Raw genomic sequence first — 24,266 nt, 5'->3', positions numbered from 1 at the left:
TGGCTCGAATATAGGCTGTTGTCGCGGCGCATTTCATGCGGCGCATCGCAACATGACATTGCTGTAATCAAAACGAGTGCTGACGATCGACGATGTCTCTAGAGAGGAAAAAATCACGTTCGTCTTATCGACGCTGAAGCTTCTGTAGAGTGCGGGGGAGGGGCGCCGAAGTTGAGCAAAGCCGGTCCGCGAAACTCGGAGAGTGCAGCATTGGCCGTTGCGTTCGACGCGGCAGATCGCACTGATCAGGTAACCGCGGAACGAGCCGCCTAGGAACATAGAACGCATGTCGCTGCCAAAATTTTCCTTAACTCATCCGCATTCGGTGGCGGCGATCATCATTCTTATTTGTCTGCTCGGGTTCGGCGCGGTGTCGCGCATGCCGACGGATATATTTCCGGAGATTAACATTCCTGTTGTCAGCGTCGTGTGGACGTACAGCGGAATGAGTGCGGAAGAAATGCAGGACCGCATTCTCATCAAGCATGAGCGGCAGATGGCATCGCTCGTTGATGATATCGACCGGATCGAAGCCAACAGCTATACCGGCGTCGGCGTCATTAAGGTCTATCTGCACGAGGGAGCCGACGTCAGCCGCGCCATCACGCAGCTGTCGAGTTGCGCGCAGACCGTGCTCAAGAGCATGCCGCGCAACATCACGCCGCCGCTCATTGTCCGTTATAGTGCGACGGACGTTTCGGTGATTCAGCTCAGCCTCGCGAGTAAATATCTGCCCGACTCGCGCCTGACCGATCTCGGTCAGCAGGTGCTCAGGCCCAATCTTGCGGTCGTGCATGGCGCACAGGTTCCCTATCCGTATGGTGGCAAAATCCGCGTCATCATGGTCGATCTCGATCCCCATGCGCTGCAGGCGCGTGGACTGACGCCGGCGGAAGTTTCCGATGCGCTGGCGAAGCAGAACATCATCGTTCCATCAGGCGACGTAAAAGTCGGCCAGAACGACTATCCGGTCGCGATGAACAACACGCCGAACGCCATCGCGACGATCGAGAATTTTCCGTTGAAGCAAATCGACGGCAAAACGATCTTCGTACGCGACGTCGCGCACGTCCACGATGGAAGTCAGGTGCAGACAAATTCGGTCAGCCAAAATGGCGCGCCGGGTGCGCTGATGCTCGTGCGAAAAACGGGTGGAACATCGACGCTGGACGTTATCAACGGCGTCAAAGCGGCTTTGCCGGGGCTGCAGCGGATGATGCCGAAGGGCGTGACTATCAAGGCGATCTTTGATCAATCCATTTTCGTCAAGGCGGCGCTGAATAGCGTCGTGATGGGCGGCTTGATGGCGGCCGGACTGACGGCGCTGATGATTCTGCTGTTCCTCGGCAACTGGCGGCTGACCATCATCATTCTGGCGTCGATCCCATTATCCATCATCACCGCTCTGCTAATGCTTTACATCGCCGGGCAGACGCTCAACACCATGACGCTCGGCGGTTTCGCATTGGCAGTCGGTATTCTCGTCGACAACGCAACCGTCGTGATTGAGAACATTGAGCGCCACGTGGGCTTGGGTGAGGAGATTGAAGAGGCAATTCTCAACGGCACTTCAGAAGTCGGCATTCCGACAATGCTATCTACGCTGTCGATCAGCGTCGTCTTCGTTCCGGTTTTCCTTTTGACCGGTACCGCCAAGTATCTGTTTTCACCACTCTCGCTGTCGGTGATCCTTTCGTTGTTTGCGAGCTTGCTGCTGTCGTTTACGCTCGTGCCCGTGCTCTTCATGTATTTGATGCGGTCGCAGGTCGGAAAGCATGGCGCAGGACACGGCGAAGAGCACAAGCCGTCGCGCTTCAATCCGTTCAGCCTGATTCATCGCGGCTTCGAAAACGGTTTCAGTGCCTTCCGCGAACGGTATCGCAATGCGGTGTCGTGGTCGGTGAGCCATCCCATTCCGACGATCGTTTTTTTCGTGGTTCTGCTCGGCGCGACCGTTCTGCCATTAATGAACCTCGGGATGGATTTCTTCCCGCAGATCGATGCCGGACAAATGCGACTGCATGTTCGCGCACCGCCTGGTACGCGCATCGAGGACACGCAGAAGGACTTCAGCGAAGTCGAGCAGGCGATCCGCAAGATCGTCGGGAACGATCAGATCGATGTCATTCTCGACAACATCGGCCTGCCGTACAGCGGCATCAATATCGCCCTCAGCGATACGGCTACCGTCGGTCCGATGGATGGCGAAATTCTCGTGTCGTTGAAGGAGAAGCATACTTCGACACCTGCTCATATTGCAGAACTTCGCCGTAAGTTACCGCGGATGTTCCCTGAGCTTCAGTTCTTTTTCCAGCCGGCTGATATCGTCAATCAGGTCTTGAATTTCGGGCAGCCTGCGCCGATCGACGTTCGTATTTCCAGCCGGAACGCGGATAAGGCATATGCGCTCGCATCCAAGATCGCGCACGATTTGAAGTCAGTGCCGGGCATCGTCGATTCGCATGTTTTCCAGGTGCCCGATGCGCCTGCCATCAAGGTGGACGTCGATCGCACGAAGGCGAGGGATCTCGATCTCGATCAGCATGGTCTGGCAAACGACGTGCTTGTCACGCTCAATTCCAGCGCGCAGGTCTCTCCGAATTTCTGGCTCAATCCGCATAATAACGTCAGCTATCCGTTGGTCGTGCAAACGCCGACATATCGCGTCAAATCAACGAAGGATTTGTGGACGCTTCCCGTCACGGCGCCGAACGGCAAGCATTCCCAGCTTTTGATGAATGTCGCCAAGTTCGGCCGAACGAAAGTGCCGATGGTGGTGTCGCAGTTGAATATCGCGCCGGTGTTCGACGTCGACGCCGACGTTCAAGGCCGGGATCTCGCATCGGCAGCCGATGCGATCGACAAGGTGCTTGCGAAAGATCGCCCGCCGCTGACGAGCGGCATCAAGGTGAAGCTTAGCGGACAGATTGAAACAATGCGTCAGAGCTTTGCAGGATTGTTCGGCGGCATGGGCCTCGCAGTCGTCCTGGTGTTTCTGCTGCTGGTCATCAATTTCCAAAGCTGGCTCGATCCGATCATCATCTTGTTGGCGGTACCTTTCGCTCTCGCTGGCATCGTCTGGATGCTCTTTATCACCGGAACGCACATCAGTGTTCCAGCGCTGATGGGCAGCCTGATGTGTATCGGTTTGACGACCGCGAACGGCATTCTTGTTCTGACATTTGCTAATCAGCAGGTTGCGCTTGGGATTGATCCGATGCATGCGGCGATCGAAGCGGGCTACACGCGACTTCGGCCGGTTTTGATGACCGCGGGCGCGATGGTCCTCGGTATGATTCCGATGGCTTTGGGTGTCGGCGAAGGCGGCGAGCAGAATGCGCCTTTGGCTCGGGCGGTCATCGGCGGCCTTTTGCTGGCAACAGTCGCTACGCTTATTTTTGTCCCGACGATGTATCGGCTTTTGCGCCGTGACACTTCTCGGAAAACCGTAGACGGGAGGATGCCCCTTGCGCATGCTTAAGAAGAGTGAGACCGACGCGAACGCCCTGCAGACGGAGCCTTGCGAGGCTGATCCGCTCGCACCTTCGGACTTTCCAGCGAAGGAAGGGCTCGGCGACGTCGCGAAAGAAGACTATCCGAAATCAACAGGGCGCTGGATGACGACGATCGCCATCGTCGTCGGGCTCGGACTGACTGCGGGCTTTGTCGAGGTTAACCGAATTAAGGCTCAGGAAGCTGAGAACCTAGCGCAGGAAACACAAAAGAACGTCGCGATGCTTCCTCTGGTCGACGTCGCTGTCGCCCAGGCGGGACCAGCATTCAAATCCCTTATTCTCCCAGGCGATACCGCGTCCTGGTATCGGACGACACTGTATTCGCGCGTGAACGGCTACCTGGCGGAATGGAAGGTCGATATCGGGGACAAGGTGAAGAAGGGGCAGTTGCTCGCCACGATCGACACTCCCGATCTCGATTCGCAGTTAGTTGCTGCGCGTGCGGAACTGGAGGCGGCAAAAGCTGAGGCCAAAGTCCGGCAAGCGGATGCTGATTTTGCGAAAAGCAGTTACGATCGCTGGCGTGATTCGCCAAAGGGCGTCGTTTCCGATCAAGAGCGAGAGGAAAAGAAAGCCGCCAACGACAGCAGTCTCGCGAAGCTCAATGCCGCGATTGCGCAGGTGGCGGTCGATCAGGCCAAGGTTGATGGGTTGATGACGCTCACGCAATTCAAGAATGTGACAGCGCCGTTCGACGGCATCATCACGGATCGCCGTGTCGATCCCGGCGATCTGGTGACTGCGGGCAGCTCCGCCAATACATCGCCGCTTTTCGTCATTCAACAAACCGATCGAATCCGTATTTTCTCGCGTGTTCCGCAAGGCGTCGCAGAGCGGCTTACGATTGGCTCTCCCGTGAAAGTTATGACTGCAGACGGCTCTGGCCGAGCCTATGAGGGCAAGATCGTGCGCACGACCGGTTCGGTCGATCCGCATGCGCGCACAATGCTGGTGGAGGTCGTCCTCCCAAACAAAGATTATGCGCTTTCACCAGGGATGTATGTTCGCGCCGAATTTGAGGTCGCGCAGTCGAAGAGTGTCGTTGTGCCCGCTGCCGCGATTTCGTTCCGGGGCAAGGGCGCGCAGGTTGCTGTAATCGAAGACGGGCGGGTTGCGTTTAAGAACGTCTCCATCGCGACTGACGATGGCGACAGCGTTGAACTGGCATCGGGCATCAAGGTCGGAGATCACGTGGCACTCAACATCAACAACCAGATTTCCGACGGCGACAAAGTCGAGGTCAATAGTTCCGGGAAGGCCCAAAGCTGATGGTCAAACGGGGGGGGCTGAAATTTCTCCTGCCAATCCTAGCCGGGGGGCTTTCGGGTTGTGCAGTCGGGCCGGACTATCTGATGCCGCATATCGGTGCGCCGGCAATGTTTACGACCGGTAGCCTTGGCGGCAGTTCGGGCAGTTCTGTATCGGTGGCGCAATCGCAGTCGCCTGCGATTGCCAGGTGGTGGTCTTTGCTTCGGGATCCGCAACTTGAAACGCTGATCCAGCAGGCGGTTGTCGCAAATCCGGATATCGAAATCGCCGCCAATCACATCCGCGCAGCCCGCGCCAATGAGGTCGCGGTTCGTGGATTGGCGCTGCCGATCGTAGAAGCGAATGCCGCGGCAGGCCGAGGTACCGGTACAAATTCGACGAAGGGACGCGTTGCTGGTCCGTTGAACGCCGGGACGAACACCAACGGGCTCGAAGAGATTACGCACGTCGCTGGCTTTGACGCCGCATGGGAGCTGGATCTCTTCGGTAAGAACAGGCGCGCATACGAAGCAGCCCAATATTCGACTGATGTTGCTATCGAACAGAGGCGTGCGGTTCTGGTCTCGGTCGTTGCGGAAGTCGCGAGAGTTTACGTCGAGACGCGTGGCATCCAAGCCAAGATAAAAGTATCGAAAGAGAATGTCGCGCGGGCGCAGAAGATCTTCGATCTGATGAAGACGCGTTTCGATCGGGGTCTGACGAACGAGCTCGATGTCAAGCTCGCATCGCGCCAGCTTGCGACGCTCAAGGCGGAACTCGCGCCGCTTGCGAGTGAAGAATATGCTGGGTGCGCACGTATTGCAGTTCTGCTTGGAACCTATTCCGGCGGTGTTTGCCAGGAGCTCAGTGCTTATCGGCAGATTCCCACAACGCCGAGCCGTTTGAAAACGGGATTGCCGGCGAGCGTGATCCGCCGTCGTCCGGACGTTCGCGCGGCGGAACGCCAGCTTGCCGTCGAGACGGCGAGGATTGGCGTTGCTGTCGCGGATCTCTTTCCGCGCGTCGAGATTACGGCAGGTGGCGGCTTACAGGGACAGGGCATCGGTGTTGTGCCTGTGGTCACCAAGAGCATCTATTCGGTGGGACCTTCGGTCTATTGGCCGCTGCTCGACTTCGGGACGCTCGATTCGCTCGTGCACATTCAGCAGCTGCAGGCGGATTCGCAGTTCCTCACGTATAAGCGCGTCGTTATTTCGAGCGTCGAAGAAGCGAACGTTGCGCTGTCGCGTTATCGCGCGGCGATGGCCACGCTCAAATCTTTGGCCATCGCTGCCAAAGAGAGCAAAGGCGCGGTCGATCTCGCAACAGAGCGTTATGATCGCGGCGTAACGGACTCGCTCAATGTGCTGGATGCCGAGCGGCAGGATGACGAACTTCAGCTGCAGTATGTCCAGGCGAAGGCCGATGCGGCCACGGCGTTCATTGCGCTCTATAAAGCTCTGGGCGGTGGCTGGGAGATGTTCGAGCAGGATCTTCCTGCGCCGCGTGCAAGGCCCGCTGTTCTTGCCGCGTTCGATCACTTGCACGATCACTGAAAAATGGAGCGATAAATCCTGCAGGCGCCGTGGATGCGCCTGCAGGACGTTTGCGCACCTGAATTTATTTCGTCATTGTCGCGATTGATTGACCAAGCGGCGCGCGGAACTGCCTTTCGCGCAATTTTTCGATCGCGAGCTTATTGGCAATCGCTGCATTGTTCATCGGATCGATGGCGAGGACGCGATCGAAGTCAGCTTCGGCATTTTTGAAGTCGAGGCCGGCGGCGCGCGTATTTCCGCGGGCGATGTAGGCGTTCAAAAACTTGCCGTTAAGTGCGATGGCATAATCGTAATCGTGGATTGCATCCTTCGCGCGACCGAGCGCGCGTAGTGTATTTCCCCGATTGAAATAAAGGGTCGATTCATTTGGGGACAGCTCAATGGCGCGATCATAGCTTGCCAGCGCGTCCTGCAGATGCCCCTCAGCCTTGTATGCGTTCGCTAGGTTATTGTACGCGCGTGTGCTTAGCGGATCGATATCGATAGCTTTGCGGTCATCGGCAATTGCATGGGTGTAGTCGCGCTCCGAGGCGAAGGCGATGGCACGCGCTTCATAGGCGCTGAGATCCCGTGGAGCTAACGCGACAGCATGATCGAAATCGGCAATGGCCTTCGAAAAGTTCTCCGTGGCAAAGTAGGCGAGGCCGCGATTGACATAGGCAATCTCGACTTTCTCAGAATCCGATGCGTTATCCTCGATGGTCGCGGTGCATGCAAAGATGTGCAGTGCAGGTGTCGCCGCATCGGCACATTGGTCGCCGTCCGCCGCCCATGCAGATGGCGCTACCGATAGCGATGATACCGCTATCACGAGTGCGAATATGCTGATCGATGTGCGCGAGAAGAGCATGGCGTTCGGTCTCCGACGTGTTGGCAATCGGGACAGCGCAGTGGCGATAGGGGATGCCGCTATTGATTCCCGTACAGCCCCGGAATAGTCCCCACGAATGCTCTCCTGCCCACCTGCATCTGGCTTTCCTAGGTCCGTATGAATACGGACCAGCTATTACTGATGTGATGCTCCCGACGCGACGGTTGCGAGACTCTCGCGATATAGCGGCAAGGATATATGCCTCTGGGGGACTGCAATGGGGATAGCTAATGCGCTCGGAACGACGCTCGTGTTCATGGGAGTCGGCGTCGTTCCGGCCACTGCAGGCGATTTGCTGCAAACATCGGCGAACGCCAGTTCATCTCTTCACGATTTGAATATTCCGGCGCCCAGCTATCTCGGCGCGACGTCGTCTGATGAGGACGCAGGGGACGCCATTCAGGACTTCTTTCAACGTTGGCAGGAAATTGCGCACGCCGCAAAGGCTTCGCAGCCGGATTGGATGACACCGCTCGCGACCGTGACGCCGCGGTTGGAGCAAGAGTTTCGGTCCGACCAGTTTTTTGAGCAGATGGGAAATGGCGCCCATCAGAATGTCTACGACGGCGGCAAGGGTTTCGAATTCATTCCGACGATGACCAATGAAGTACTGATCAACCTGCCACCCTATGAAGAGCGCACGCATGCCAAACAGGCGTCCGGTTGGGCGGACTGGCCCGCTGTCACCATCAAGCAGCGGCTTATCAGCGCCAACAAGGAAAATGGCGATTACATCGTGTCGGCGTTTTTCGGCGTGCAGGCGCCGACCGGCGACGATCCTTTTACAAACGATGCGTGGGTCGTGACGCCGACGTTGGCGGCGGGCAAAGGCTGGGGTGATTTCGATGTTCAGGCGACGGTCAGCGTTCCTATTCCGTTGGAACGTGAAAGTGAAATCGGGACATCCGTCGTTACCAACGTCGCGTTTCAATATCATCTTGCGAAATATTTCTGGCCCGAATTCGAAGTCAACTATACGCATTGGGCCGACGGCGAGCGAAGCGGCAAAGACCAAGTCTTTTTGACGCCCGGTCTCATTCTTGGTCGTTTCAAGCTGTGTGACGACAGCAATCTGATCGTCGGTGCAGGCTATCAGTTTGCGGTTTCGCCGAAGACGACATCGCCGGTTCTCACGCCGACTTACGACAGCAACTGGATCGTCACGACAAGGCTCTCGTTCTGACGACGTAGAACTACGGAGGGGCTTGCCGGGTGTTTAATACCATACCGGTTTGCTTAATAGTCCGAGCGCTACAGACCTCAACTTTGGCCCCGGCTTTACCCGAAGCCCGGGGCCTTTTTCTCTTTGAGGTGTCTCAATCGATGTAAAAATTGAGATGCAAGGGCGCCAAGAAAAGACGAGCTGTCGTCAAGGCGGTGCTGCAGCAATCAGCGCGGATATGGGATCTTCGTTTGCAGGTGGTTTTTGCTGGCCTCGGAATGCGAGTGCTTGTCCTGCGGGGATGGAGAGCGATCCGAATGCGGCGGCCAATTGCGCGGCAGATTATCGGAGACATGGCAGTAGGCGCGTCTCGCCATATGATGGCAATGGCGGTAGTCGCGCGCATCGACAGGGTTGATGGTCGCTGCCTCGTCGCCGGCAAAAAATGCCGGAGCGTAAGAATTCGCCGCCGCCGATACCGTACCTGCAAAGATGAATGCCAATGCCGCGCAAGCGGCGAGCGAGCGGTTTTGTTTGTGGTTCAGTGTCATTGTCAAAGATCCTTTCGAAATCCAAATGGATTCACATTTCGGTGGGACGCCTATTTCCATGCGTCATGCGCACCGTGAGGCGATTGTCTTTGGCAGAGTTCAGGATGACGGCATGGACGTCACAACCGTCGTGATGCGGCGTCCAATATTCGAGATGTCCTGAATCGGCTCTGTCAGCGGTCTCAACAGCGACGGTTTTGGTCGCAGCCGTCTCGGTGTGTTCGTTAAAAGCCGCTCTAAAATCCTGGAACAGATGAGGCGTGATGCCTTCGATCGTAATGGAACAGACAGTCCGTCCCAGTTGCTGGACAGATTGTGCAAGGACCAGACGTGCTTTGCCGAAACTTGTTTTGCCGGTCCAGGTTTTCAGTCCAGCTGATGTCATTGTCGGTTGGCCTCGCCAAGGCGCGGCTTCAACGGCGCGGCCAAAGGCACGGGCGTCCTCGCCGTTGGCGAAGCATGTCTCGTCGATGTTCCGAATGAGGTCCGCGACCAGTTTGGTGTGTACAACCTCTCTCGAGAGACGATCGGCGGCTGTCTTATCATCGAGCCTCTTTAGTCCAGCTTCGGCGCGTGCGTTTGCGGGCTGGTATTTAAGCGCGGTCTCGAATTGGGTTCTGGCTTTGTCACTGTCGCCTTGTTGCAGAGAGAGAAAGCCTTTTTCGGCGTAGGCGGGCGCATAGGTCGATGATACCTCAAGCACGCGGTCGAAGGCTTGGTTCGCTTCTTTGAGCCGCCCTTGCTGCGCCAGGATCAAGCCGCGATTATAAGCGATGAAGCGATCGTCGGGTCTTATCTTGGCCGCGGCGTCGTAATCCGAAAGTGCTTCGTCGAAGCGCTTGGCTCGAAAATAAAGGCTTCCGCGATTAACTAGAGCGGGTGCGAACTCCGGCGCGCGTGCGACGGCAGCGGTGTAGTCAGCGAGCGCCCTATCGAATTCGTCCAGCTTAGAATAGCTGTTCGCCCGATTATAGAAGACGCGTGCGTCGTTCGGTTGGAGCTGAAGAAGCACGGAATAGAGCTGCACTGCAGTTTTGTATTCGCCACTGCCGTAGGCACGGTTTGCCCTGTCAGCGAGGTGTTGCGCGCGTTGCGTTTCGATAGCCGCTGTCGACGCCGGTGCGTCATCAGGCGTTGCGCCGAGTGCCATGGGTGAGCCGACAGCGGTTGCGGTGAGAGCAATTGCTGTGCTTAGCGCCGCGGTCAGGAGTGTTGTCGGGGTTATGGCTGGGATCGTCGTTACGATTTGGGACGCTTGGCGAGCCAACACAGCAGAACACGACCTCTCCCTGCCAACAAAAATTGGCATGAGTTTTTCTCCAATAAAGCAAGATGGATTTGACCGCGCCAACGGCGCGGAGCGCAATCAATGCTCTGGGGGCCGCGCTCTAAATCTGGAGAACGATCGTGCTGCGGTCGCTAAGCGTGGACCGCAGATGGGGTGGATTATCAAACGTTGCGTGCGAGATGGCACAGTGAAAGCGCGCGGCAAGCAGCTCGCCGGACGTCGGCAGAAGAGCTGGTGCGTAACCACCTAAATTCTCGCCATTCCTGTCAGACGGCTTGGATTGATGCGGGTGCTTGAAAAACGATGCATGCTGAAGCCGGTAATCTGTGCAGGGCTCGGATTCGGCTTTCGCGTGCGAATTCGAAAAGAGAATGAAGTGATCGTTCGATCCGGATTGCGTGTCGTGGTGAAGGCGCTCGATCTCGACCGCAACGCTATGGGTGCTGCTCACACACAGAACCAGCGGCAAGCCTGCGACGGATGTCGCGAGCAGGACCGCTGATGTGATCAAATATCTGACGAAGCGAGTGAGCATGCGCTATCTAAACATCTTCTAATTCATATTTCCGCTGGAAAGTGCTTGTAAGATGCCGCATTGGCAATCCCGTCGCGACATATCCTTCGATATGTTGTGAGCTTGCAACAAAATCAATCCCGATGCTGCGCAGTATTTTTCGATTTGGCCGAAACATTGGGGAGGCAGAGTCCGTGTGACGGATCGCTGTCGGCGGTTCGGGGACTTGACTAAGCAGAGTTTGGACATAAACCTAATTGCAATGCACCAATCGGCAAACCACACCTCAAAATCGTTTCTCGCTGTCACGCGCAGCGGACGGTCGGTCGTGTGTGCGTTGCTTTCATTACTCATGATGGCTCTCAGCGGTCCCTTCAGTCTGTCGCATGCGATTGCCGAGCATGGGTATGAGAATTGTGCGGGCCATGGCATCGACGCGAAAAAAGCATCGCAAGATTCGGAGGTTCCTCAGGGGCTCTCAGGACAGCATTGTGTGCTTTGTTTTTCCGTTCAGCATCTGATTTCGAAACCGAGTGTTCCCACCCGCACCGAGGCTATGGCGCCGGTCACCTATACAGCATGGGAAACGCTCGATGGGCCGTTGGATGGTCCAGGGCCGCTGTTCAAGCCGCCGCGCCTTTAAAGCGCTTTTCAATCGCGATGACGTGGCTGCGCACTCTCTTTTAGCGTGCCGCGATCGCGTGAACCTCCGTCAAAATCGCAACGCGGCGCCCTAAGCGGTCTCCGCAACACGTGGATTGTTTCGACATGCAGCGAATGCTGATAGCTGGTGGCGTGCGCTTGTGCGCCGCTGTCCTGGCACTGGCCGTGCTTTGCGCGGCTACTTTCGCACCTGGCCTTTCCAGGTTTTTCACCATCTCAAGCGACGCCAAGGCGCACGCGTCGGCGGAGACCAAGGGTCATTCGGAAGCCGGACATCAGCATGACGAGGGGCATGCACATGACGCCGGTGGAGAGGCCGTAAACGAGGAAAACGGATCGGATGCTGCGCACGGCGAAGAAGCCGGTCACGAGCATCATGAGGGCCTCGAAGTCTCGCAGGATCGGATCGATGCCGAAGGCATTGCGTTGACGGAAGCCGGAGCGGGTGCGCTCGATCGGAGCCTGACAGTGCCGGGAACGGTGATCGCAGACCGCAATCGCGTGGGGCGCGTTGCAGCGCAGGTTGTCGGCACAGTCGCGGAGTTGAAGAAGCGGCTTGGCGATGTCGTCGCGAAGAATGAAGTCGTCGCCGTCCTGGACAGCCGGGAAGTGGCCGATGCGAAGAGCGAATACATCAACGCGCTCGTCAACGCGAACCTGCAAGAGACGCTCTTTGATCGTGAAAAAACGCTCTACGAGAAGCAGATTTCGGCGGAGCAGCGCTATTTGCGGGCGCAGGCTACCGATACCGAAGCGAAAGTCCGATTAGGCGTCGCGCATCAGAAGCTTGCTGCTCTGGGCGTCAGCGAAGCGGACATCCAAACGTTAAAGCAGCGCGGCCAATCTGCAACGAACCTGCAACGTTACGAAATTCGCGCGCCGATCGGCGGGCGCATTGTCGAGCAGCTTGTCGATCTCGGAACACCCGTCGGGCGCGAGGGCGAAGCCAAGGAGCTGTATGCCATTGCCGATCTTTCGGTGGTGTGGATCGAGCTTGCCGTTTCGATCAGTCACCTTCCCGATATCAAGGAGGGGCAGAGTGTGCTGGTCAGTGGCAGCCATCCGGCCGAGACGACATCGGGAAAAATCATCTTTACGAGCCCGATGATCAATGAGGAGACGCGGACGGCGCGCGTCATCGCGTCGGTCGAGAATAAGGGTCTGGCGCTGCGGCCGGGTTCGTTCGTCAACGCCGACATTCTTTTTGGAACGAAACCGGTTGGGCTGAAGCTTCCGAAAACCGCGCTGCAGACAGTCAAGGGTGAGACGATTGTTTATGTCCGCACCGAACACGGCTTCGAAGCGCGCAAAGTGACGGTGGGCGGCACCGATGGCTCGTCTGTTGAGATCGTGGCCGGGCTTGAACCGGGCGAGACGGTTGCGGCGACGAACACGTTCCTGCTTAAGGCCGAGAGCGGCAAATCCGAAGCTACGCATTCGCATTGAGGACGTTCCGATGATTGCACAGGTGCTTGAATTTTCGGTTCGCCGTCGTTGGCTCGTCATTCTCCTGACGCTGCTCGCCGCAAGCTACGGCGTGTGGTCGCTCAATCGGCTGCTGATCGACGCCGTTCCCGACATCACGAACAATCAGGTTCAGATCAATACCGTCGCGCCATCGTTGCCGCCGTTCGATATCGAAAAGCAGGTGACATTTCCGATCGAGACGGCGCTTGCGGGGATACCGGGTCTTGAATACACACGCTCGCTTAGTCGCAATGGCTTTTCGCAGGTCACGGCGGTCTTTACCGAAAGCACCGATATCTATTTCGCGCGCCAGCAAATCAGCGAGCGCTTGCGCGAAGTGGACGAGCGACTGCCCGCTGATGCTAAGCCGAGCCTTGGTCCGATTTCGACCGGTCTTGGTGAGATCTATATGTGGACCGTGGCTTTCGCGCCCAAAAGCGAACAGATCGGCGAGGTCGGGCCTCAAAGCGACGGCTCTTACGTGACGCCCGAGGGTCAACGTCTGACCAACGATATCGAGCGTGGCGCGTATCTGCGTACGGTCCAGGATTGGATCATCAAACCGCAGATCGCGAGCGTGCCGGGGATCGCTGGCGTCGACGTTATCGGTGGATACGAGAAGCAGTATCTCGTGCAAGCGGATCCCGCACGCCTGACAGCCCTCAATCTTTCGTTTGGCGACATCGTCGAAGCGCTCGAGAAAAATAACGTCAGCCGCGGAGCCGGCATTTTCGAGCAAAGCGGCGAGGGGCTTGCGGTCCTCAGCACCGGACGGCTCGAAAACATGCCCGATATCGGCAGCGTCGTCGTGACGACACGTGGCGGATCGCCGGTGAGGATTAGAGACGTCGCGCAGGTTACGATCGGCCGCGAGTTGCGCACCGGCAGCGCAAGCATTAACGGGGAAGAGGCCGTCGTCGGCACGGCGCTAATGCTGATCGGCGAGAACAGCCGGACAGTGTCGTCGGCCGTTAGTAAAAGGATCGGCGAGCTTTCGAAGTCGCTGCCACCGGGCATTGCGTTGCGACCGGTGCTTGACCGGACCGTGCTGGTCGATGCCACCATTTCGACGGTCGCAAAGAACCTGCTCGAAGGTGCGCTTCTCGTCGTTATTGTTCTGTTCGTTCTGCTCGGGAATATTCGTGCGGCGGTTATAGCGGCGCTGGTCATACCCATTGCCATGCTGCTGACGCTGACCGGGATGGTACAGGCGAAGATCAGCGCCAACTTGATGAGCCTCGGTGCGCTCGATTTCGGTCTGATCGTCGACGGTGCCGTCATCATCGTCGAGAATGCGCTGAGACAGATTTCTCAGCGACAGCACGCTTTGAAGCGTGTGCTCAGTCTCGATGAACGCTTGGAAACGGTGACCAAGTCGGCGGAGGAGATGATCAAGCCGTCCGTCTACGGGCAGGCAATCATTATGCTAGTGTATGTGCCGCTGCTGACGTTTTCCGGCGTTGAGGGTAAAATGTTCGAGCCGATGGCGGTCACCGTTATCATGGCACTCATCGCGGCTTTCGTTCTGTCGCTGACATTCGTTCCAGCGGCCATTGCCGTTGCAATCAGCGGGCGTGTTGTCGAGGCCGAGAGCTTGCCTGTGCGGGCGATAAAGAGTGTGTATGAGCCGCTGCTTCGCGCGACGCTCAACAGGCCTGTGCTACCGATCATGGTGGGCGTGGCGCTCTTCGCCGGAGCGCTGATGCTGTTCGGACGGCTCGGGCAAGAGTTCATCCCAACGCTTGATGAGAAGAACCTCTCGATGCATGCGATGCGGATACCGAGTACGTCGCTGACGCAATCGCAGGATATGCAGCTTAGAGTCGAAAAAATCGTCAGCTCGTTTCCGCAGGTTTCGCTTGTGTATTCCAAGACGGGCACTGCCGAGGTTGCGTCCGATCCGATGCCGCCGAACGTTTCGGATACGTTTATTATTCTGAAGCCGGAATCGGAATGGCCTGATCCTTCGCTTAGCAAGCAAGCGCTCGTTGGGCAAATTCAGGAGAAGCTCGAAAAGCTTCTAGGAAATAACTTTGCGTTCTCGCAACCAATTCAGATGCGCTTCAATGAACTTCTTGCGGGCGCGCGTGGCGATCTCGCCGTTAAAGTTTTCGGCGACGAATTCGGCCCGATGCTGGATGGCGCCAACGCGATTGCCAAAATCCTGCGCGGTACGGACGGCGCGACGGACGTAAGCATTGAGCAGGCCCAAGGTCTGCCATTCCTTGAGATCAAGCTGAAGAAGAACGAAATTGCGCGGTTCGGGTTGAGCGCGTTCGCCGTGCAAGAGGTGATCGGCGCGGCGATGGCCGGGCGTTCTGCTGGGGTGATTTTCGAAGGCGATCGGCAGTTTCCGGTTGTCGTCCGGTTGCCGGATGCGATGCGCGCGGATCTCGAAAAGCTGAAGCACATCCCTGTTGCGTTACCGCCGAACAGCGCAGGGCGCATTGCCACCATTCCGCTGGAACAAGTTGCGAGCTTTGCCGTGACGGAGGGACCGAACCAGGTCTCACGCGAGAATGGCAAGCGGCGCATCGTCGTGACGGCAAACGTGCGCGGGCGCGATATCGCGTCCGTCGTCGCGGAGGCACAAACGAAGGTCACAGAAGAGGTGAAGCTGCCGACGGGCTATTACATTGCCTGGGGCGGCCAGTTTGAAAATATGGCTGCAGCGCAGCAGCGTCTCGCCGTCGTTGTGCCCGCGTGTTTTCTGCTGATTTTTCTGCTGCTCTATTCCGCCCTCGGCTCGCCGCGAGATGCCATCCTGGTATTCAGCGCTGTCCCACTCGCTTTGACCGGCGGCGTCATTGCTCTTTGGTTTCGCGACATGCCGTTCTCGGTTTCGGCGGCGGTCGGCTTTATCGCGTTATCGGGTGTCGCGGTTCTCAACGGGCTCGTCATGCTGACATACATCAAGCAACTGATGGCGGCGGGATTGCCGGCGGCGGAAGCAATACGCCAGGGCGCGCTGGCCCGTTTGCGGCCTGTCGTGATGACGGCGCTTGTCGCGTCGCTCGGGTTTTTACCGATGGCGCTTGCAACGGGAACGGGGGCGGAAGTGCAGCGGCCGCTGGCGACGGTCGTCATTGGCGGGTTGTTGAGCGCAACGCTGCTGACACTGCTCGTTCTGCCGGCGCTGTCGATTTGGTTTGGTTCGCGTGCCGCCGTGGCGAAACAGACGCCGACGGCTGTTCCTGCGGCTGCGGAATAGGTGCGGGCCGCGATCAGGCCGTCAACCGCGCGGTCGCCTCGTTGTCCTTGAACCAGTTGTAGGCTTCGGTGAGGCCGTCGCGCAGGCCGTAGCGCGGCGTCCAGCCCGTGGCCTTCAGCTTGGAGACGTCGAGCAGCTTGCGCGGCGTGCCGTCGGGCTTCGTCGGATCGGTGACGATCTTGCCGTTGAAGCCGACGACGTCGCATACCAAGCGCGCCAGGTCGAGAATGGTGATGTCCTCGCCTGTGCCGACATTGACATGCTCAGCACCTGAATAGACTTTCATCAGATGCACAACGGCGCTAGCAGCATCATCGACGTGAAGAAATTCGCGTCGCGGTGTACCCGAGCCCCAGATTGTCATTTCCTCGGCGCCGGACTTCTTCGCGTCATGTACTTTGCGTAAAAGTGCCGGGATGACATGGCTTTTGAGCGGATCATAGTTATCGCCCGGGCCGTAGAGATTGGTCGGCATCGCCGAGACGAAATCGGCGCCATACTGACGGCGATAGGCTTCGCAAAGTTTCAACCCGGCGATCTTGGCGATGGCGTACCATTCGTTCGTCGGCTCCAAACTTCCTGTCAGAAGGGCGCGTTCCGGGATCGGCTGCGGCGCGAACTTCGGATAGATGCATGAGGAACCGAGATACAAAAGCTTCTCGACGCCGCTGCGGAAGGCTGCGTCGATAACGTTCATTTCGATGGCGAGATTGTCGTAGAGAAATTCCGCCGGGTAGGTGTCGTTTGCGAGAATGCCGCCGACTTTCGCTGCCGCAAGAAACACGGCATCCGGCTTTTCGCGATTGAACCACTCTCTGACGCGCGCTTGATCGCGGAGATCGATCTGGTCGCGACCAACCGTCAGGATGATGCAGTTTTCGTTCTGTAGCAGACGAAGAATCGCTGATCCGACCATGCCGCGGTGGCCGGCGACGAATACGCGCTTGTTGGTCAGATCAAAAGACATCGCTTCCTCGCATGGTCTTCGCACTTACTATTCGTTGAGGCTATTGCGCCAGCTTTCGCGTTCGAGGAGCGCGAGGTCGGCGGCGACCATTTCTTTAACGAGCTCCTGGAAGCCGACCTTGTGGTGCCAGCCTAGTTCGTTGCGGGCCTTGCTCGGATCTCCGAGCAAGAGATCGACTTCTGTCGGACGAAAATAGCGCGGATCAATGCGAACCAACTCGCCACCGGTTTTGACATCGTAGCCGATCTCATCGACACCGTGGCCCTTCCAGGCGATGGTCTTGCCGACTTCGGCAAATGCTAGCTCAACGAATTCGCGAACGGAATGGGATTCTCCCGTTGCTAGCACGTAGTCGCTGGGTTTTTCGTTTTGGACCATCATCCACATGCCTTCGACGTAGTCTTTCGCGTGGCCCCAATCGCGTTTGGCGTCCAGATTGCCGAGATAAAGTGCGGACTGCAAACCAGCGGCGATGCGGGCAACGGCGCGTGTGATCTTTCGGGTTACGAAAGTTTCGCCGCGGAGCGGACTTTCATGGTTGAACAAGACGCCGTTCGAGGCATGCATACCGTAGGCTTCGCGGTAATTGACGGTGATCCAGTAGGCATAAAGCTTGGCGACGCCATAAGGCGAGCGCGGATAAAATGGCGTCGTTTCGTTCTGCGGCGTTTCATGCACCTTGCCGTAAAGCTCGGATGTGGAAGCCTGGTAGAACCGGACCGATTTCTCAAGCTTGAGAATGCGCAGCGCTTCGAGGAAACGCAGCGCGCCCATGGCGTCGGCGTTTGCCGTGTATTCCGGCGTCTCGAAACTTACCTGGACGTGACTTTGTGCGGCGAGATTATAGATTTCGTCGGGCTGGGTTTCTTGGACGAGGCGGATGATGTTGGTTGAATCCGTCAGGTCGCCATAGTGCATGAAGAACGACGTGGTCGCCTCATGCGGATCCTGATAGATCTCATCGACGCGTTGGGTATTGAATGATGACGATCGTCGCTTAATGCCGTGGACGACGTAACCCTTATCTAGAAGAAGACGCACAAGGTAGGCGCCGTCCTGGCCGGTGACACCGGAAATCAATGCAGTCTTGCTTTTGCTCATGCCGTTCCCCCAAGTCCCGCCGAGATTTATGTGGGGTTGTCGCTTTGAGCGCAATACGAATGCGCGAGATTCTTTTTCATTTGATCGGTCCGTAGACTTTTTGGGGTTGCATGAAACGGCAGCACGGTCCATCCGAGGCTGTTGCGAAGCTTGCAGTTATTTTCGCAACTGACGCTGACGAAATTTGCGGCAAAAACTTATGTCACTCTCGATATTCCGAAAGCTATCGGCTGGCGGTCGCTGTGAGAGCCGGTTGGTGAACTTCCGGCGCCTTCATGAAGACGACGGCAATCGCCGCTACCACAAGGACGACGGCCATGACATAGAACGCGTCGGAGAAGGCCATGATCAGCGACTGTTGGGCGACGAGATTTCCAAGCAGAATTTCTGCCTGATGGTAGGCGCGTCCGGGGTCCGGCAAGCTGTGCGCTTCGAAATAGTGCTGCATGCGGGTGAGGAAGGATTGATCCGTCAGATTGTAAGGCGTGACTGACTGACCGATGATATTGGAATGAAATTGCTCGCGCTTGGTGATGATGGTCGCCAGCGCGGCCGTGCCGATTGCGCCTCCGAGGCTGCGCAGCATGTTGAATAATCCTGACGCAGCTGCGGACTCTTTTGGAGCCACGCTGTTCGTCGCCAGAACTGAGAGTGGCGAAAGTAGGATCGCCTGGCCGAGGGCGCGTACGATGTTGGTATAGAAAAACTGCTGTCCCGCGTCGTTGAAACTCAAATGCGTATTCATGAAACAGCTGACTGCGAAGATGCTGAGGCCTGTGCAAACGATCAAGCGGGCATCGAAACGCTTCAAGAGGAAGGGGACGAATGGAATGATGAGCAGCTGCGGAAGTCCGGCCGATGCGAGCACGAGGCCAATCTGCTGAGCGTTGTAGCCCTGGACTTCGTCGAGATACGCGGGAAGCACGTAGATCGATCCGAACAGCGCGAAGCCGACGAGCGTATTCGCCAACGTTCCGAGGCCGAAACTCCGTCGAGTGAGCAGGCGAAGTTGCACGGCGGGCTTCTCGACGGTGAGTTCGATGACGACGAAGATCGTCAGCATGACCGCCGAGATGATGGCAAGATGCACGATGAATGGCGAGCCGAACCAATCGTCCTTGTTGCCTTCATCCAAGACGGTTTGCAGGCAGGCGAGACCGATTGCCATTGTCGCGATGCCGAACCAATCGCCTTCTCGCAAAAGGCGAAGCTGCATCGGTTGACGATCGAGCGTCGGATAAAGCAGTGATAGCATTACCGCGCCGGGAACAAGATTGACGAAGAAGATATAGGGCCAGCCGTATTGTTCAGTGAGAATGCCGCCGATGGTCGGGCCGATCGCGGGGCCGAACGTGGCGGTGAGCGCGAATGCAGCCAAGCCGATGGGGCGCTGGCTTTCAGGTAGCTTTGTCAACACGGCCGTGAAGGCCATCGGGATCATGACGCCGCCGGTGAAGCCCTGGAAGCCGCGCATCACGATCATGGTGCCGAGATTGCCCGCAAAGGCGCAGGCGACTGAGAAGATGAGGAACAGCACGACGTTCGACAACAGGAAGCGGCGGAAGCCAAACACGCGGCTGAGGTAATCCGTCAGCGGGATCATGATGATTTCGCCGATCAGATATGAGGTCGAGATCCAGGTTCCATTGTCGACGCCGGTGCCGATGCCGCCTTCAATTTCAGGCAGGGACGAATTGACGATCTGGATATCGAGGACGGCGATAAGTGCGCCCAACATGCATCCAGAGACCGCGATCCACGTCCGTAGGGAGGCCCGCTCGCTGTCGGGGCTGGTCGGAGCGTCGCTCATGACGCTTGCTTTGCTGCGGTTTTTGACGCCGGCGTTTTGTGGCGTGTGTCGATCGTTGTGATGACCGACATGCCGGGACGCAGCTTGCCGGCAAACGGATCGTTCGGGTCAATGTAGATCTTCACCGGGATGCGCTGGACAATTTTCGTGAAGTTTCCCGTTGCGTTGTCCGGTGGGAGAAGTGCGAACTCCTGGCCACTCGCCGGAGCGATGCTGCCGACATAACCCTGCACGGTGTTGTCGTCGAATGTGTCCACGGCAATCGTGACCGGCTGCCCTGGGCGGACATCAGCGAGTTCCGTTTCCTTGAAGTTGGCAATGACGTAAGCCTTGTTGAGCGGTACGACCGCGAGCAGCTCGGTTCCGGGTTGGGCATACTGACCAACCCGCACTGTGCGATCGCCGATGATGCCATCCACAGGTGAGGTAATCGTCGTGTAGCCGAGGTTGATCTCCGCCTGTTCAAGCGTCGCATTGTTCTGCGAAAGCATGGCACGTGCTTGCTTGAGTTCGGCCGTCAACGTCGCAATCTGTTTTTTGGCTGCTTCCAGTGCCGCCTTATCTTTCGCAAGCGTCGCCTGTGCCGTGCCGATTTGCGAGGCCGCCTGTTGCTCGTCTTGAACGGAACCGTAGCCTTCGTTTGCGAGTGTGCCGAACCGCTGATTGTTCTGTTGGGCGTATTTTTCGGTCGCTTCGTCAGCCTTGATGGTCGCCTCGGCTTCGCTCACGATGGCTTGCTGCTCTCCGATCTGAGCCTGGTCGGTGGCAATGGCCGCTTCCGCCTGTTTGACGCCGGCTTTCGCCTGATCGACGGCCGCTTTGTAGTCGCGCTGATCAATGATTGCGAGGACTTGGCCGGCTTTGACGCGCTGATTATCGTCGACGTACAGAGCGGCGATATCGCCGGATACTTGTGGAGCGATGGCGACGACGTCAGCTTGCACGTATGCGTCGTCGGTCGAGACTTCAAAGCGCCACTCGGTCCAATATTTCCAGCCGGCATAAATGCCGCTGCCGATAACTGCCGCAGCAACAACAGCGATAAGAATGTGCCGCGGACCGAAGGGGAGCCAATGATGCGATTTTCCAGCCGTGTTTGCAGGATCTTGATCGGGCAAAGCGCTCGGCGCGGGCGCAATCGTTTCCCTTGCCGTCGGGACCAGGCTTTCAGACTTCGCTGTCTCGTGCGCCATTACGTGCATCGTTTCGGGCGCCGCCTCGGTTGCGACGACGTCGGTGGCTGCGGTCAACATAGTCCACATCTCCATCTCGGCTCTTGCCAAGATATAAAAGAGCACTCAGCAGCTCAGCTATTTAACCTTTGGCGCTGTTGGCCATACGTTTGGAAAGACCAGCTATACGTGTGTTTAATGACGTGCCCGTTTTGCGCCTACGTCGGCGAGAATGAAGAAAAGGGGCGCGCCTTTCGGCGCTCCCCCTCCGAGATGCATCTTCTTTTGTAGGCTTATATCTTGCGGTTTTACCGGATCACGAAACACTGTGCCGTGCCGGAGGTCTTGAAATCACCGTTGCAATGGGGCGATGCGAATGCGCCCGAAACACCGGAGACCAGAAGCGCCACTGCGAGGATTGCGACTTTCATTTTCATATCTCCAATTCACCCGAGCGCCGTTTCATTCCTGACTGGATGGCGGCGCTGTTAAAAGCGATGCATTGGAGGTAAGTGCGATCGGCGCCCATTCCATAATCTCTAGGTATATGGGGCAGATGGCCCATGGGATTGTTCGTCGGCGGCATACCGGAACGTTCCCTCGGCAGGCTCACCAAATCTCAAGATGGTTTGGTTTAAGCTCTTGCCGCTGCACAGCGGGCGAGGCGACCACCGCCTCGCCGCCCGGCGCTGGTTATGCAGCGGGGAGCAGTCAACCAGCACCGTACCGGGACCGGCTACACATGTGTGTTGTCGGTCTCGGGTTCCTTCATTGGTGCATGGATGAGCCGTTACCCCGCCCGGATCAGCCTCGGCGAGAGGATGCGCGGGAGATGGTTTCCAAGTTTTAAACCTAAGGAAGATTTACGAACACTCGCGCAATTGCTCCGAATGTAGAAAACATAAATGCCGGAGTTGCTGTCGTGTCGCGGAGCCAAAAGCTCATTCGGCAAAACAAAACGGCACAGGCTCGCTGCCTGCGCCGTTCGCGGGAGGAGAGAGGAAAGGGCGATCAGATGCGAAGCGGCGAAGTGTTGCCGTCTCAGTGCACTGCCGCGATTGCGATTTCCGTGAAGAGAAGCGAAAACAGCAACACGCCAGCAAACATGCCGAAAAAGCTTTGTCCGGTCGGTTTCATTGTCATTCTCCCATTCGGGCATCGTGGCTAATGGAAGCCTACGCGTCGCTTAGCCACCTTGTTACGAGATGGGGGCTTTCAGTTGGCGAGCAACGGCGTCCTCACGCACTTGTGCGCGTTTTGCCCTTACGGATTGGACAGCTTTCGGATAGGGCTGCCGAGTTTCGGGATTGGGGCTCGGCGATAAGATTACTCCGCGGCGGCAACGCTCTTTGGCGGTGCCGGGAGCGCCTGTTCCTCGTCGCTCGCGCTTGCGGAGACGTGAACGACGCGGTCGTGAAGCGGCAGCAGCGACGAGCGATGGCCGATGGAAACAATCGCCGTATCGGGCAGTTTGTTTCGTATCGCGGTCAGGACGCGCGCTTCGGCGGCTTCGTCGAGTGCAGACGTTGCCTCATCGAGGAAAAGGATATCCGGACGGAGCAGAATGGCGCGTGCAAGCGCGACGCGCTGCTGTTCGCCGACCGAGAGGATATTGTTCCAGCGCTCGACGACGTTAAGAGATGGTTTCAGGTGTTCGAGGCCCGTAAGTTTTAGGATGTCGGAGATTTCTTCGTCCGACGGCTGGGCTTCCGTCGCCGGGTAGGTGAGCACGCTATGGAGCGAGCCCAGCGGGAAATAGGGCTTTTGCGGGAGCGCGAGGAGGCGGGCGCCGGATCTGGTGAGGATCTCGCCCGTCGCGTGAGGCCAGTAGCCCAGAATGGTGCGCAGCAACGTTGTCTTGCCGGCGCCTGATGGAGCCATCAGGAGCACCGACTCGCCCGGTTCGATATCGAGATTCACCGAGTTCAACAGCTTCTTGCCGCCGGGCGTTGCAAGCGAAATGCCGGCAAGGCTCAGCACGCCGTTGGCATTCGTCGTGCCCATCGAGACGGCGGATGTCTCGCTCGCCGTCGAGGCGAGCTGCATCTGATCGGAGAAGCCGGAAAGCCGGTCGACGACGGCGATCCATTCCGCCAGGTCGGTATAGGAATTGACGAAGAACGACATCGACGATTGCACCTGGCCGAACGCGCCAGCCGTTTGCGTCATGACGCCGAGCATAATTGCGCCTGCGAAATAATGCGGGGCCATGATGAGGAACGGCAGCACGACGGCGATCTGATTGTATCCAGTCGTGAAGAATGTCAGAAATTTCTGGCGCCGCATGATGTCGTGCCAGTTGGTTACGATATCGGAGAAACGATCGCGCAGGATATTGCGCTCGGCGTTCTCGCCGCGCAGCAATGCGATCTGTTCGGAGTTTTCGCGAAGGTGCACCAAGCCGAAGCGAAAATCGGCTTCGCGCCGCTGGCGACTAAAGTTGAGGCTCGCCAATGTGCGGCCGATGAGATGCGCTCCGACGCTGGCCACGAGCGCGAATATGGCTGCGAGCCAGACGAGATAACCATGGGCGCCGATGTGATATCCTGCGATCTGCAGCGGGACCTCGGCTGAAATTCCCCACAGTATGATGCTGAATGAAACGAGGCTCGTGATCGACGACAGGAAGCCAATGCCGAGAGAGAGCGTTCGTCCGATATAAAGTGCGATGTCCTCAGCGATACGCTGGTCGGGGTTGTCGGCTGCCTCGCTGCGAAGACGCATGCGGTAGTGGGTGCTGTTCTGGAGCCAGCGGTGAACATAGCGCTCGGTCATCCAGCGCCGCCACCGGATCTGCAGCCATTGATTGAGATAGAGCTGATAAACCGACGAGATAATGAAGGCCGCGGCGATCACCGAGAATATGGCGAGCTGGTGCCAGAAGGCGCCGACGTTTTTCGTCTGAAGCGCGTTGTAGAACTCGGCGTTCCAGCTGTTGAGCAAAACGGACAGCCCAACCTGGCCGAATTCGATGGCGAGGACGACCAAGAGAAGGCTGCCGCCGATCCAGCGTTCCGCAACGGTGAATTTCAATCGGGAGCTGATGCGAACGACACCAGAATCTTTCGAGAAGAAGTAGGGCGTCGTCAGTTGCCAAATCGCGCTCAGGCGCGAGCGCGTATCATTCCGCATCACAATTCCACATCACGGTTGCTTTGCATCCTCAG

At 57.6% G+C, this 24,266-nt stretch carries 18 protein-coding genes; 9 read left to right on the top strand and 9 right to left on the bottom strand.

What is annotated here, in order from left to right:
• Window positions 1-286 precede the first annotated feature (286 nt).
• From RLW55_RS17985 to RLW55_RS17975, 3 genes are read left to right on the top strand one after another with little or no spacing between them, the layout of a single operon-like run.
• Complete coding sequence (locus tag RLW55_RS17985; protein WP_423414964.1) at window positions 287-3,481, top strand: efflux RND transporter permease subunit; 3,195 nt, start codon at window positions 287-289, stop codon at window positions 3,479-3,481.
• Window positions 3,474-4,784, top strand: a complete 1,311-nt coding sequence (locus RLW55_RS17980) for an efflux RND transporter periplasmic adaptor subunit (RefSeq protein WP_414462278.1) — start codon at window positions 3,474-3,476, stop codon at window positions 4,782-4,784. Before RLW55_RS17985 ends, RLW55_RS17980 begins: the two co-directional genes overlap by 8 nt.
• Window positions 4,784-6,319, top strand: a complete 1,536-nt coding sequence (locus RLW55_RS17975; RefSeq protein WP_423414963.1) for an efflux transporter outer membrane subunit — start codon at window positions 4,784-4,786, stop codon at window positions 6,317-6,319. The genes RLW55_RS17980 and RLW55_RS17975 overlap by 1 nt, the downstream gene beginning before the upstream one ends.
• 64 nt (window positions 6,320-6,383) lie before the next feature.
• On the opposite strand, the gene RLW55_RS17970 is transcribed toward RLW55_RS17975, so the two are convergent.
• Entirely contained in the window at window positions 6,384-7,172 is a 789-nt protein-coding gene (locus tag RLW55_RS17970; RefSeq protein ID WP_409562957.1) for a tetratricopeptide repeat protein, read from the bottom strand.
• A 238-nt stretch (window positions 7,173-7,410) separates the two neighbouring features.
• Here RLW55_RS17970 and RLW55_RS17965 point away from each other — a divergent pair, with 238 nt between their 5' ends.
• Window positions 7,411-8,376, top strand: a complete 966-nt coding sequence (locus RLW55_RS17965; RefSeq protein WP_423414962.1) for a transporter — start codon at window positions 7,411-7,413, stop codon at window positions 8,374-8,376.
• A gap of 206 nt (window positions 8,377-8,582) precedes the next feature.
• Here RLW55_RS17965 and RLW55_RS17960 read toward each other — a convergent pair whose 3' ends face one another.
• Window positions 8,583-8,906 (bottom strand): hypothetical protein, encoded by a 324-nt coding sequence (locus tag RLW55_RS17960; protein ID WP_409562959.1) that lies wholly within the window; start codon window positions 8,904-8,906, stop codon window positions 8,583-8,585.
• Window positions 8,907-8,937: 31 nt separating this feature from the next.
• Complete coding sequence (locus RLW55_RS17955) at window positions 8,938-10,056, bottom strand: tetratricopeptide repeat protein (protein ID WP_423414961.1); 1,119 nt, start codon at window positions 10,054-10,056, stop codon at window positions 8,938-8,940.
• A gap of 73 nt (window positions 10,057-10,129) precedes the next feature.
• On the opposite strand from RLW55_RS17955, the gene RLW55_RS17950 reads away from it, so the two are divergent.
• From RLW55_RS17950 to RLW55_RS17930, 5 genes are all read left to right on the top strand, one after another.
• Window positions 10,130-10,444: a hypothetical protein gene (locus RLW55_RS17950; RefSeq protein WP_423414960.1), complete on the top strand. Its 315-nt coding sequence runs from the start codon at window positions 10,130-10,132 to the stop codon at window positions 10,442-10,444.
• A 57-nt stretch (window positions 10,445-10,501) separates the two neighbouring features.
• Window positions 10,502-10,696, top strand: coding sequence for a hypothetical protein (locus RLW55_RS17945; RefSeq protein ID WP_423414959.1), 195 nt, complete (start codon window positions 10,502-10,504; stop codon window positions 10,694-10,696).
• Window positions 10,697-10,934: 238 nt separating this feature from the next.
• Window positions 10,935-11,351 carry a hypothetical protein gene (locus tag RLW55_RS17940; protein ID WP_409562962.1) on the top strand — a complete coding sequence of 139 codons (417 nt, stop codon included), beginning with the start codon at window positions 10,935-10,937 and terminating at the stop codon, window positions 11,349-11,351.
• Window positions 11,352-11,476: 125 nt separating this feature from the next.
• The gene (locus tag RLW55_RS17935) at window positions 11,477-12,817 is read left to right on the top strand and encodes an efflux RND transporter periplasmic adaptor subunit (RefSeq protein WP_414462284.1); all 1,341 of its coding nucleotides are present in this window, start codon (window positions 11,477-11,479) and stop codon (window positions 12,815-12,817) included.
• Between the two features lie 10 nt (window positions 12,818-12,827).
• Window positions 12,828-16,049 carry an efflux RND transporter permease subunit gene (locus RLW55_RS17930; RefSeq protein WP_423414958.1) on the top strand — a complete coding sequence of 1,074 codons (3,222 nt, stop codon included), beginning with the start codon at window positions 12,828-12,830 and terminating at the stop codon, window positions 16,047-16,049.
• Window positions 16,050-16,062: 13 nt separating this feature from the next.
• Here RLW55_RS17930 and fcl read toward each other — a convergent pair whose 3' ends face one another.
• The 6 genes from fcl to RLW55_RS17900 all read right to left on the bottom strand — a co-directional run bounded on the left by fcl (window position 16,063) and on the right by RLW55_RS17900 (window position 24,231).
• Window positions 16,063-17,016, bottom strand: coding sequence for a GDP-L-fucose synthase (gene fcl / locus RLW55_RS17925; RefSeq protein WP_409562965.1), 954 nt, complete (start codon window positions 17,014-17,016; stop codon window positions 16,063-16,065).
• Between the two features lie 27 nt (window positions 17,017-17,043).
• The gene (gmd, locus tag RLW55_RS17920) at window positions 17,044-18,117 is read right to left on the bottom strand and encodes a GDP-mannose 4,6-dehydratase (protein ID WP_423414957.1); all 1,074 of its coding nucleotides are present in this window, start codon (window positions 18,115-18,117) and stop codon (window positions 17,044-17,046) included.
• A 223-nt stretch (window positions 18,118-18,340) separates the two neighbouring features.
• The gene (locus tag RLW55_RS17915) at window positions 18,341-19,927 is read right to left on the bottom strand and encodes a DHA2 family efflux MFS transporter permease subunit (RefSeq protein ID WP_423414956.1); all 1,587 of its coding nucleotides are present in this window, start codon (window positions 19,925-19,927) and stop codon (window positions 18,341-18,343) included.
• Window positions 19,924-21,180: an HlyD family secretion protein gene (locus tag RLW55_RS17910; protein WP_423414955.1), complete on the bottom strand. Its 1,257-nt coding sequence runs from the start codon at window positions 21,178-21,180 to the stop codon at window positions 19,924-19,926. The genes RLW55_RS17915 and RLW55_RS17910 overlap by 4 nt, the downstream gene beginning before the upstream one ends.
• Window positions 21,181-21,407: 227 nt before the next feature.
• The gene (locus RLW55_RS17905; RefSeq protein ID WP_256380112.1) at window positions 21,408-21,530 is read right to left on the bottom strand and encodes a hypothetical protein; all 123 of its coding nucleotides are present in this window, start codon (window positions 21,528-21,530) and stop codon (window positions 21,408-21,410) included.
• Between the two features lie 895 nt (window positions 21,531-22,425).
• Entirely contained in the window at window positions 22,426-24,231 is a 1,806-nt protein-coding gene (locus RLW55_RS17900) for an ABC transporter ATP-binding protein/permease (protein WP_423414954.1), read from the bottom strand.
• Window positions 24,232-24,266: the final 35 nt, after the last annotated feature.

It is taken from the genome of Hyphomicrobium sp. B1 (assembly GCF_049532635.1).
Classification (GTDB): domain Bacteria; phylum Pseudomonadota; class Alphaproteobacteria; order Rhizobiales; family Hyphomicrobiaceae; genus Hyphomicrobium_B.
This window is presented reverse-complemented; position numbering and strand designations above follow the sequence as displayed.